Raw genomic sequence first — 10,918 nt, 5'->3', positions numbered from 1 at the left:
CCCGGCGACCCCGGCGACCCCGGCGACCCGGGCGACCCGGGCGACCCGGGCGACCTGTCAGGCCTGGACGAGCTCCACGGGCATCGAGGAGTCCGTGGGCAGCCCGAGCTCACTCGGCTCGCGGCCCTTGGCGACCATCTGCGCTCCGAGGGCGGCGACCATCGCGCCGTTGTCGGTGCAGAGACCGGGCCGCGGCACCCGGAGCGTCACACCGGCCTTGGCGCAGCGCTCCTCGGCGAGGGCACGCAGCCGCGAGTTGGCGGCCACTCCCCCACCGATGAGCAGGTGGTCGACGTCGTGCTCCCTGCAGGCGAGCAGAGCCTTGCGGGTCAGCACGTCGACGACGGCCTCCTGGAAGCTCGCGGCGACGTCGGCGACGGGAACCGTCTCGCCGGCGCGCTGGCGCGTCTCGACCCATCGCGAGACGGCCGTCTTGAGCCCCGAGAACGAGAAGTCGAAGCGGTAGCGCTCGAGGTCACGCCCGGTCGTCAGGCCCCGGGGGAAGTCGATCGCGACCCGGTTGCCCTCGCGGGCGGCGCGGTCGATGTGCGGCCCGCCGGGGAAGGGTAGCCCGAGCACGCGTGCGACCTTGTCGAACGCCTCGCCGGCCGCATCGTCCATCGTCGCGCCGAGGGAGCGGACGTCGTTGGTGATGTCGGGCACCAGGAGCAGCGAGGAGTGCCCACCGGAGACGAGCATCGCCATCGTGGGCTCGGGCAGCGGGCCGTGCTCGACGATGTCGACGGCCACGTGCGAGGCGAGGTGGTTGACACCGTAGATCGGCTTGTCGAGGGCGACGGCGAGCGCCTTGGCCGACGCGACCCCGACGAGGAGGGCACCGGCGAGGCCCGGCCCCGAGGTCACCGCGATCGCGTCGAGGTCGCGCAGGCCGACGCCGGCCTCGCGGCAGGCGCGCTCGATCGTCGGGATCATCGCCTCGAGGTGGGCGCGGCTCGCGACCTCGGGCACGACGCCGCCGAAGCGGGCGTGCTCCTCGACGCTGCTCGCGACCGCGTCGACGAGCAGAGTCTCTCCGCGGACGATGCCCACGCCGGTCTCGTCGCACGACGTCTCGATGCCGAGGACGAGGGGTTCGTCAGCCATGGTCCCTCCCGAGGTGGCGGCGCATGACGAGGGCGTCCACGTCGCCGGGCTGGTAGTAGCGGCGGCGGGTCGAGATGACCTCGAATCCGCTCCGGTCGTAGAGCGCCCGTGCGGGCGCGTTGTCGGCCCGCACCTCGAGCAGGAGCGCCTCGGCTCCCCGCTCGGTGGCCCGGCGGACCAGCTCTTCGAGCAGGACCCGGCCGATCCCGCGACCCTGTGCGGCCGGTGCCGTGGCGATCGTCATGATGTCGGCGACGTCCCCGGCCAGGTCGAGTCCGGCATACCCGAGCAGCGCACCCGACTCGTCGACGGCGGCAACGTAGTCACGGCGCGGGCGGGCGGCGAGCTCGGCCCACCACGTGGGAGCCGTCCACGCGTCATCAGCGAAGAGCACCACCTCGAGCTCGGCGAGGGTGTCGATGTCGGTCCACTCGAGCGCGCGTAGCGTGACGCCGGACCGGGTCGTCGTCGTCATCCGAGCGTCGACTTCCGGCTGGGGGCCGCCGGCGCCGCGTCGGGGCGCCTGAGGTAGAGGGGCTCGAGCCCGTCGAGGCCGTCGCCGCTCGCGCGCCGAAGGACCGCGAGGTCGGCGAGGGCACCGGCGTTCACGTCGATGAGGCCGGACCCCTCCGGTATGCCGTTCGGCAGGCTCTCGGGCCACAGCAGGGGCCCGCGCCCGACCGTCGGGAGCGCCCGCAGCTCGTCGGGCAGGTCGGCGGCGCGGGCCACGACCGGACCGGACTCACGCCTGAGGCCACGGTCGTCGAGGGCGTAGTGAGCGGCATACACCTCCTTGCGGCGGGCATCGGTGGCGACGAGGAGCGCGCCCCGGCGGCCGCACTGCCACGCCTCGTGGGCGAGGGCGTCGAGGCTGCAGATGCCGCGGACGGGGATGCCGAGCGCGAGGGCGAAGGTGCGGCCCGTGACGATCCCGACGCGCAGGCCGGTGAACGGGCCCGGACCGAGGCCCACGACGACCTCGGTCACGTCCGACGACACCGCGCCGGCCTTCTCGAGCGCGGCGCGGATGCCCGGTGCGAGGTGCTCGGCGTGGGCCCGGGCGTCGAGAGTCGTCACCTCGGCGCGGACCGACGAACCGTCGTGGAGGGCGACGGTGATGGCCGTCGTGGAGGTGTCGATGGCGAGCAGGAGCACGACGGTCAGGGTATCCCGACCTCGTCGAGGACCTCGTCCCAGCGGGATCCGATGCCGACGATCCGGGCGGTGCGGACGTCGTCGCCGCTCAGCGTGATCTCCAGCCGCTCGTCGCTCAGCTGCTCCGCGAGCCCGGCACCCCACTCGACGATCGTGACGCTGTCGTCGAGGTCGGCGTCGAGGTCGAGGTCGTCGAGCTCGACGGCGGAGCCGAGCCGGTAGGCGTCGACGTGGACGAGTGCCGGACCGCCGACCAGCGACGGGTGCACCCGTGCGATGACGAACGTGGGTGACGTGATCGGGCCGCGGACGCCGAGACCCTCCGCGATGCCCTGCGTCAGGGTGGTCTTGCCCGCGCCGAGGTCGCCCGTGAGGACGAGTACGTCCCCCGCCCGGAGCAGGCCGCCGAGGTGCCGGCCGAACGCCTGCGTGTCCTCGGCCGACGGCCACGTGAGCTCACGCTCCACGGTGGTGCTTCTCCTTGCGCTTGGCCCGCACGAGGGCGTCGGCCTCCTTCTCGAGGCGGCGCAGTCGGCGTCCCTTGGCCACGTCGGTCACGATGCGACGCACCCGCGGCTTCTTCGCCACGTCGATCTGCTCGGCCCGAGCGCGGGCGGCCTGGTCGGCGAGCTCGATGAGGTGGGCGTTCAGCAGCTCGGGGTGCTCGAGCATGATCACGTGGCCGGCGTCGTTGACGACGATGTGCTCGGCGCCCGGGATCGCCTCGACGATGAGCTCGCTGTGGGCGGGCGGCGTGAGCAGGTCCTGCTTGCCGTTGAAGACGAGGACCAGCGTGCTCGTGAACTCCGCGAGGGCGGGCCGCTTGTCGAAGCCGTCGAAGGTCTCGAGGTAGTCGTTGATGACGTCGAGCGGGGTGCCGAGGAGGATGTCGGCGGTGTAGCGCACGACGGACCGCGGGACGGGTGAGCCGAAGGAGTTCTGCTCGACCAGGAAGTACTCGAGGTCGCGGCCGACGCGACGCAGGCGCGAGAAGAGGGCCGGCCGCTCGCTCAGTGGACCGAGGACGGACGGGCCGACGTGCTCGAGCAGGCTCCGGGCGAAGGTCGCCATCCGGCCCCCGTTGGCGAGGTTGAGCCCCCCGGGGCTCGTGCCGACGAAGGCGACGCCGATGACGCGCTCCCGGACGAGGTCGGGGTGCTGCTCGCCGAACGCCATCACGGTCATGCCGCCCATGGAGTGCCCGACGAGCACGAGGTCTCCCTCGGGGGCGTGGGCGTTGACGACGGCGGCGAGGTCGGTCCCGAGCCGGTCGATGACATAGCTGGAGGGCTCGCCCCGACCGGACCGGCCGTGGCCGCGCTGGTCCCACGAGATGACGCGGTAGCCGGCGTCGCGCAGGGCGCGCCGCTGGTAGACCCAGCACTTGAGGCTGAGGCAGTAGCCGTGGGTGAGGACCACGGTGGGCAGCGACTCGGGGCGGTCGCCCCGGGTCGTGCCGGCAGCCGCGCGGGCCGCGTCACCGCTCGTGGGCAGGTCGATCTCGACGTGGAGGGCGACGCCGTCGTCGGTGAGCACGATGTGCTCCTCGTCGGGGACGATCTCGAGCAGCTCGGGCGTCTCGAGGGCGGCTATGGCCGCGCGGTGCTGGCCGGCCCGCTCCGCGGCGATGCCGGCGGCCACACCTGCCGCGACCCCGATGGCCGCGGCGGCGATGCCGAAGACCGGGTTGCTGCGCGGGCCGGGGCTCATGGGTGCTCCCCCGGCCCGTCGAGGTGGAGGCGAGGCACGCGGGCTCCGACGCGCGTGACGATCTCGTAGCTGATCGTGTCGGTCGCGTCGGCCCAGTCCTGGGCAGTCGGCTCGCCGGGCCCGGAGCCGAAGAGGGTGACCACGTCACCGGCCTCGGCGCCACTCTCCGGGCCGAGGTCGACGACGAACTGGTCCATGCAGACGCGTCCCGCAATGGTCGTGCGCAGGTCGCCGACCCGGAGCGGGCCGACGTTCGTCGCGTTGCGCGGGACGCCGTCGGCGTAGCCCGCCGGCACGAGCCCGACGGTCGTGTCGACGTCGGGGACGTAGGCGTGGCCGTAGCTGACGCCCTGGCCCGCGGGGATCCGCTTGACGAGCGCGAGCCGGGCGCGGAGCGACATGACCGGTCGCAGCCCGAAGTCGTCGTCGATCTGGGGCACCGGGCTCAGGCCGTACATCGCGATGCCCGGACGGACGAGGTCGGCGTGGGCCGACGGGTGGACGAGCGTGGCGGCCGAGTTGGCGAGGTGGCGGACCTCCGGACGGCAGCCCTCGCGCTCCGCCTCGGCCACGGCTTCGAAGAAGCGCTCCTGCTGTGCGAGGACCGTCGGGTGCTCCGGCGAGTCGGCGAGCGCGAAGTGGGTCCAGATCCCGACAACGGCGATGGCTCCCTCGACCTCGAGCGGCCGGGCGTGCCGGACGAGGGCACCCCAGTCGGCACCGTAGGCGCCGCCACGGCCGAGACCCGTGTCGACCTTGAGGTGGACGCGTGCCGTCCGCCCGGTGGCACGAGCCGCCGCCGCGATCTCGTCGAGGACCCACGGCGCCGAGGCGGCCACGTCGATGTCACGCGACAGGGCGGCGGCGAAGTCGGTCCCGGGGACGCTCAGCCACGTGAGCAGGCGCGTCGTGAGGCCGGCTTCGCGCAGGGCGACCGCCTCGCCGAGCTGGGCGACCCCGAGCCATTCGGCCCCGGCCCGCACAGCGGCCCGGGCGACCGGCACGAGGCCATGGCCGTAGGCGTCGGCCTTGACGACGGCCATGAACTGCGACCGCGGGGCGAGCGCACGCAGGGTGCGGACGTTGTGCTCGAGGGCCGACAGGTCGACCTCGGCCCAGACGGTCAGCCCGTCGGTGACCGCCCGGGTGGGGGTGGGGGCGTCGGTGTGCGTCATCGTGTGCAGTCTCGCAGTTCGTCGGCGCTCGGGCGCGGAGGGGTCCGCGGCCGAGCGGTCGGTGTCGTCACCGGGATTCTCCCAGCCGAACCGCCTCACCCACGCATCGGGTGCCATCGCCGCCGGGCGCGGCGGCCCGGTCACTCCGGGGCCGAGCGTCCCCGAGCGAGGAGGTCCCGAACCGTCGGTCGTATGCCGTGAGCCACCGCAAGCGCCCGGAGCGGGCCCCCTGCGGACACCCGGTCGGCGGTCACCCCGTGGACGAGGGCCCCGAGCGAGCCTGCGTCGAGGGGCTTCAGCCCGGAGGCCAGCAGCGTCCCGACGACACCGGAGAGGACGTCACCGGCCCCGGCGGTGGCGAGCCAGGCCGGGGCGTCGGCCTGGGACCGGACGGGGGCGGCGAGGTCGGGGTCGACGACGAGGGTCGTCGACCCCTTGAGCAGGACGGTGGCACCCGTGCGGGCGGCGAGCCTGCGGGCGTGGCCGAGCGGGTCGCCCTCCACGTCGGCCCGGGTCACGGAAGGGGTCTCGCCCGTGGTGGCGTCGCGGGCCCCGGACGGGGCATCGAGGCGGCTGAGCAGGCGCGCGAGCTCTCCCGCGTGAGGGGTGAGCAGGGTCGGCGCGGTACGCGGCAGCGCGCCGGGGTCGAGCAGGTCGAGGCCGCCCGCGTCGAGGACGACGGGCTCATCCGAGGCGAGCGCCGTGCGGGCCACGTCGAGCTGGGCCCGGGCCGCCTCGCCCTCGGCCGAGACGTCGAGGCCGGGCCCGATGAGCCAAGCCTGCACCCGGCCCTCGCCGTGGACGGCCTCGGGGACGGCGGCCCTGACGAGTCCGGTCGGGGTCGGGGTGCCGACGTAGCGGATCATCCCGGCGCCGGACTCGGCCGCCGCCGTCACGCTGAGGATGGCTGCACCGGTGTAGCTCTCGCCCCCGGCGACGACGCCGAGGACGCCCCGGGAGTACTTGTCGTCGGCGGGTCCGGGCACTGGCCAGAGGAGAGCCACGTCGTCGTAGGTGAGGCGCTCGACGGCCGCCGGGACGTCGTCGAGGTCGAGGCCGATGTCGACGACGGTGAGCCGGCCGGTCGCCCCCTCGCCCGCAGGCAGCAGGTGGGCGGGCTTGGGAGTGCCGAAGGTGACGGTCTCGTCGGCCCAGACGGCTTCGTCGTCACCGGACTCGCCGCAGGGGTCGAGGCCGCTCGCGAGGTCGACGGCGAGGACCCAGGCGTCGTCGTCGATCGCATCGACCATGCGTGCCGCCTCGTCGTGCAGGCCGGGGCGGCCCCCGATCCCGACGATGCCGTCGAGGACGAGGTCGCCCTCGCCGACGAGCGCTGCGGCGGCCGCCGGGTCGTCGGCCGGGACCACGACGGCCACGCCGGCCTCCTCGGCCGCCGCGAGGGCCTCGGCGTGGACGCTTGCGCGCCCCGCGGGGGTGACGAGGACGGCGACGCAGGCGAACCCGGCCTCGGAGAGGAGCCCAGCGGCATACAGGGTGTCGCCACCGTTGTTGCCGGGGCCGACGAGCGCGACGACCGTGCGCCCGTCGCGCTCGGCGAGGCGGGCGGCCGCGACCTCGGCGAGGCCCTCCGAGGCACGGGCCATGAGCTCGCCCTCGGGGAGCGCGGCCATGGCGGCCGCCTCGGCGGCCCGGACGTCCTCGACGCGGTGTGCGCGGATCATCAGCCCTCCGCGATGACGACGGCCGACGCGACGCCCGCGTCGTGGGACAGGGACACGTGGAACGAGTCGACCCCCAGGTCGCGGGCCCGGGACTGGACCGTGCCACCGATCTCGAGGGACGGCTTGCCGTCGGCATCGGTGACGACGCGGGCGTCGGTCCAGTGGAGCCCGACGGGCGCTCCGAGGGACTTCGCGAGCGCCTCCTTCGCAGCGAACCGGGCCGCGAGGGACGCGATCCCGAGATCCTGCTCCTCCGGGGTGAAGAGGCGCTGGAGCAGTGACGGGGTGCGCACGAGCGTCTGCTCGAAGCGCGCGATGTCGACCACGTCGATCCCGACCCCGATGATCATCGCGCCCGCGCCCCGCTCCCCTGGCTCACTGGACCCGGCTCACTCGACCGTGACGGACTTGGCGAGGTTGCGCGGCTGGTCGACGTCGAGGCCCTTGGCCGTCGAGAGCCAGAGCGCGAAGACCTGGAGCGGCACGACCGTGAGGAGCGGTGCGAGCAGCTGCGAGGTGGCCGGGACGGAGATGACCTCGTCCGCGAAGGGGACGACGGACTCGTCGCCCTCCTCCGCGATGACGAGCGTCCGTGCGCCGCGGGCGCGGATCTCCTGGATGTTGGAGACGACCTTGCCGTGCAGGCCGTGCTCGCTCGTCGGGGACGGCACGATGACGAAGACCGGCTGGCCCGGCTCGATGAGCGCGATCGGGCCGTGCTTGAGCTCGCCCGCCGCGAAGCCCTCCGCATGGATGTAGGCGAGCTCCTTGAGCTTGAGCGCGCCCTCCATCGCGACGGGGTAGCCGACGTGCCGGCCGAGGAAGAGGACCGAGCGCGTGTCGGCCATGAACTTCGCGATCTCCTTGACCCGGCCCATCCGGCCGAGCAGGGTCTCGATCTTGCCCGGGACCTCGGCGAGCTCCTTCATGACCGCCTGCGCGTCGTCGGCGAACGAGCCGCCGCGCAGCTGGGCCAGGTAGAGGCCGAGGATGTAGGACGCGGTGATCTGGGCGAGGAACGCCTTCGTCGAGGCCACCGCGATCTCGGGGCCCGCGTGCGTGTAGAGGACGGCATCGGACTCACGCGGGATCGTCGAGCCGTGCGTGTTGCAGATCGAGATCGTCAGGGCGCCGAGGTCACGGGCGTGCTTGACGGCCATGAGGGTGTCCATGGTCTCGCCCGACTGGCTGATCGAGACGACGAGCGTGCGCTCGTTGACGATCGGGTCGCAGTAGCGGAACTCGTGGGCGAGGGCGACCTCGACGGGGATCCGCGTCCAGTGCTCGATGGCGTACTTCGCCGTCATGCCGGCGTAGGCGGCCGTCCCACAGGCGACGATCGTGATCCGGTCGACGGCCTTCAGCTGCTCCTCCGAGATGCGCAGCTCGTCGAGGACGAGGCGACCCGAGGCGTCGGTCCGGCCGAGAAGGGTGTCGGCCACCGCGTGCGGCTGGTCGTTGATCTCCTTCTCCATGAACGTCGCGTAGCCGCCCTTCTCGGCGGCTGCGGCGTCCCACGTGACCTCGTAGGCCTTCCCCTCGGCCGGCGTGCCGTCGAAGTTGATGACGGTCGCGCCGTCGGGCGTGATCGTGACGATCTGGTCCTGCGCGAGCTCCATGGCGTGGCGGGTGTGGCCGATGAAGGCGGCCACGTCGGAGCCGAGGTAGTTGGCGTCCTCGCCGAGGCCGACGACGAGCGGGCTGTTGCGGCGGGCGCCGACGACGACGCCCGGCTGGTCGGCGTGGATGACGAGGAGCGTGAAGGCGCCCTCCAGGCGGGCGACGACCGAGCGCATCGCGTCGGTGAGGTCGTGGGTCTCGTCGTAGGAGGCGGCGAGCAGGTGCGCGACGACCTCGGTGTCGGTCTCGCTCGTGAACTCGACGCCCGCAGCGAGCAGGCCCTGCTTGAGCGCGTGGAAGTTCTCGATGATCCCGTTGTGGATGAGGGCGAGCTTGCCGTCCTTGCCACCGCGGTGCGGGTGGGCGTTGCCGTCGGTCGGGCCGCCGTGGGTGGCCCAGCGGGTGTGGCCGATGCCGGTCGTCGACGGCGGCAGCGGGTGCGCCGCGAGCTCGGCGGTCAGGTTGGCGAGCTTGCCGGACTTCTTGCGCGTCTCGACGTGGTCACCGTCGACGAGGGCCACGCCGGCGGAGTCGTACCCGCGGTACTCCAAGCGGGCCAGGCCCTCCATGACGACGTCGAGCGCCGTCCCGTCAAGGGTCCTGCCGACGTATCCAACGATCCCACACATGGCGCTCAGCCTATTGGAACCTCGGACGCCCCCGGACCACCCACCGTCGAGGGGTCCGCAAGAATGGCGGCGTGTCGCAGCCACCGAACGGATCCGCCTCGGCCATCCCGTCGCTCTACGTCGAGCTCGACCGGGCCGCATGGTCGCGACTGCGGGAGAACACCCCGCTCGCGCTCGACGACGCCGACGTGGCGCGCCTGCGCGGCCTCGGCGACCGTGTCGACCTGAGGGAGGTCGAGGAGGTCTACCTGCCGCTCTCGCGCCTGCTCAACTTCTACGTGCGAGCCACACGCGAGCTGCACGACGTGACGACGAACTTCCTCGGCGAGCGGCCGGCGAAGACACCGTTCATCATCGGCGTTGCCGGGTCGGTCGCCGTCGGCAAGTCGACGACGGCGCGCATCCTGCGCGAGATGCTCGCGCGCTGGCCCGACACGCCGAGGGTCGAGCTCGTGACGACCGACGGCTTCCTCTACCCCAACGCCGAGCTCGAGCGGCTCGGGCTGCTCCAGCGCAAGGGCTTCCCCGAGTCGTACGACCGGAGGGCGCTGCTCCGCTTCGTCGCCGAGGTCAAGTCGGGCCGGGCCGAGGTGACCGCGCCCGTCTACTCGCACCTGACCTACGACATCGTCGAGGACGAGCGGATCGTGGTGCGCCAGCCGGACGTCCTCATCGTCGAGGGCCTCAACGTCCTCCAGGCGCCGCAGGTCCACCCCGTCCGCGGCACGGGCATGGCGATCAGCGACTTCTTCGACTTCTCGGTCTACGTCGACGCCTGGGTCGACGACGTGCGCAAGTGGTACGTCGACCGCTTCCTGCGCCTGCGCGAGACGGCGTTCTCCGACCCGCACTCGTACTTCCACCGCTATGCCGTCCTCAGCGACGAGGAGGCGGTCGCGACGGCGAACCGGATCTGGCGCGAGATCAACGGGCCCAACCTCGTCGAGAACATCCTGCCCACCCGCTCGCGGGCGACGCTCGTGCTCTCCAAGGGCGAGAACCACGAGGTCCGCCGGGTGCGCCTGCGCAAGATCTGACCCACCCGGTCGACCGAGGGGTATGCCGCGCGGCCGGCTCCCTGCGGAGGCCGGCCCCGCGGCAAAGGGCCCTCTCGGACCCCCGCGCCGCGTCCGGTCAGTACCAGTGCGGCATGCGGGCCTGCCACGTCGACCACGCGTTGCACGGGTTGCCGTAGGCCGCGTCGATGTACGAGAGGCCAAACTTGATCTGGGGGATCGGGTTGGTGCGGTAGTCGCTGCCGTACTTGGCCATCTTGGACGCGGGCAGCGCCTGGGCGATGCCGTAGGCGCCCGAGCTGGGGTTCTCGGCGGTGTAGTCCCAGTTGCTCTCGTGGTTCCACAGGTTGACGAGGCAGTTGAACTGGGCGTCGCTCGTCCAGCCGTAGTCGGCCATGAGGACACGGGCGGCGGCCTGGGGGTTGGACCGGGCGCTGGCGATCGCCTGCTTGCGCATGGCCTCGAGCTCGGCCCGACGGGCGGCCTCCCTCGCCTCGCGGGCCTTTCGCTCGGCCTCGGCCTTCTGCTTGGCCTCGAGGGCCTTGGCGTCGCGAAGCCCGCTCGCCGCGATCGCAGCCCGGCGCTCGTTGCGGGAGACCGAGGCGGCGGCCCGGTATGTGGTGTCGACGGTGAGCGCGCGCGCCAGCTCGTCGGTCTGGGCGACGACACCGTCGCCGACGACGAAGGCGGCGTCGTCGGAGCCGAGGTTGGCGGCGGCGGCATAGCCGAGCGCGCCGAGGCCGAGTCCGACGGTGAGGCCTCCGGCGAGGATCGGGCGGCGGATGCCGCGCCGGGGCGCGCTCGCGCGGCGGTCCCGGCGCGTGGCC

11 protein-coding genes are annotated in these 10,918 nt (G+C 73.2%); 1 reads left to right on the top strand and 10 read right to left on the bottom strand.

Annotated features, from left to right (window positions below; translation table 11 throughout):
- Positions 1-57 precede the first annotated feature (57 nt).
- The 9 genes from tsaD to glmS all read right to left on the bottom strand — a co-directional run bounded on the left by tsaD (position 58) and on the right by glmS (position 9,075).
- On the bottom strand, positions 58-1,104 hold the full coding sequence (gene tsaD, locus N865_RS20720) for a tRNA (adenosine(37)-N6)-threonylcarbamoyltransferase complex transferase subunit TsaD (protein WP_034810168.1): 1,047 nt from the start codon (positions 1,102-1,104) through the stop codon (positions 58-60).
- Positions 1,097-1,579, bottom strand: coding sequence for a ribosomal protein S18-alanine N-acetyltransferase (gene rimI / locus N865_RS20715; protein ID WP_034810167.1), 483 nt, complete (start codon positions 1,577-1,579; stop codon positions 1,097-1,099). The genes tsaD and rimI overlap by 8 nt, the downstream gene beginning before the upstream one ends.
- The gene (tsaB, locus tag N865_RS20710; protein WP_034810166.1) at positions 1,576-2,259 is read right to left on the bottom strand and encodes a tRNA (adenosine(37)-N6)-threonylcarbamoyltransferase complex dimerization subunit type 1 TsaB; all 684 of its coding nucleotides are present in this window, start codon (positions 2,257-2,259) and stop codon (positions 1,576-1,578) included. Before tsaB ends, rimI begins: the two co-directional genes overlap by 4 nt.
- Positions 2,260-2,264: 5 nt before the next feature.
- Positions 2,265-2,726, bottom strand: a complete 462-nt coding sequence (tsaE, locus tag N865_RS20705) for a tRNA (adenosine(37)-N6)-threonylcarbamoyltransferase complex ATPase subunit type 1 TsaE (RefSeq protein WP_034810164.1) — start codon at positions 2,724-2,726, stop codon at positions 2,265-2,267.
- Positions 2,716-3,969 carry an alpha/beta fold hydrolase gene (locus tag N865_RS20700; RefSeq protein ID WP_034810163.1) on the bottom strand — a complete coding sequence of 418 codons (1,254 nt, stop codon included), beginning with the start codon at positions 3,967-3,969 and terminating at the stop codon, positions 2,716-2,718. The genes tsaE and N865_RS20700 overlap by 11 nt, the downstream gene beginning before the upstream one ends.
- Positions 3,966-5,144 carry an alanine racemase gene (alr, locus tag N865_RS20695; RefSeq protein WP_051511191.1) on the bottom strand — a complete coding sequence of 393 codons (1,179 nt, stop codon included), beginning with the start codon at positions 5,142-5,144 and terminating at the stop codon, positions 3,966-3,968. The genes N865_RS20700 and alr overlap by 4 nt, the downstream gene beginning before the upstream one ends.
- 140 nt (positions 5,145-5,284) lie before the next feature.
- Positions 5,285-6,826, bottom strand: coding sequence for a bifunctional ADP-dependent NAD(P)H-hydrate dehydratase/NAD(P)H-hydrate epimerase (locus N865_RS20690; RefSeq protein ID WP_051511190.1), 1,542 nt, complete (start codon positions 6,824-6,826; stop codon positions 5,285-5,287).
- Positions 6,826-7,176: a holo-ACP synthase gene (locus N865_RS20685; RefSeq protein WP_034810161.1), complete on the bottom strand. Its 351-nt coding sequence runs from the start codon at positions 7,174-7,176 to the stop codon at positions 6,826-6,828. Before N865_RS20685 ends, N865_RS20690 begins: the two co-directional genes overlap by 1 nt.
- A 39-nt stretch (positions 7,177-7,215) precedes the next feature.
- The gene (glmS, locus tag N865_RS20680; protein ID WP_034810160.1) at positions 7,216-9,075 is read right to left on the bottom strand and encodes a glutamine--fructose-6-phosphate transaminase (isomerizing); all 1,860 of its coding nucleotides are present in this window, start codon (positions 9,073-9,075) and stop codon (positions 7,216-7,218) included.
- Between the two features lie 71 nt (positions 9,076-9,146).
- Here glmS and coaA point away from each other — a divergent pair, with 71 nt between their 5' ends.
- Positions 9,147-10,112, top strand: a complete 966-nt coding sequence (gene coaA / locus N865_RS20675; RefSeq protein WP_034810159.1) for a type I pantothenate kinase — start codon at positions 9,147-9,149, stop codon at positions 10,110-10,112.
- A 97-nt stretch (positions 10,113-10,209) separates the two neighbouring features.
- Here coaA and N865_RS20670 read toward each other — a convergent pair.
- Positions 10,210-10,918: aggregation-promoting factor C-terminal-like domain-containing protein (locus N865_RS20670; RefSeq protein ID WP_051511189.1), on the bottom strand; the 709-nt coding region annotated here is incomplete at its 5' end.

It is taken from the genome of Intrasporangium oryzae NRRL B-24470 (assembly GCF_000576595.1).
Taxonomy (GTDB): Bacteria; Actinomycetota; Actinomycetes; order Actinomycetales; family Dermatophilaceae; genus Intrasporangium_C; species Intrasporangium_C oryzae.
Note: the sequence above shows the minus strand (reverse complement) of the source record. Positions and strands in the feature narration are given on the sequence as shown.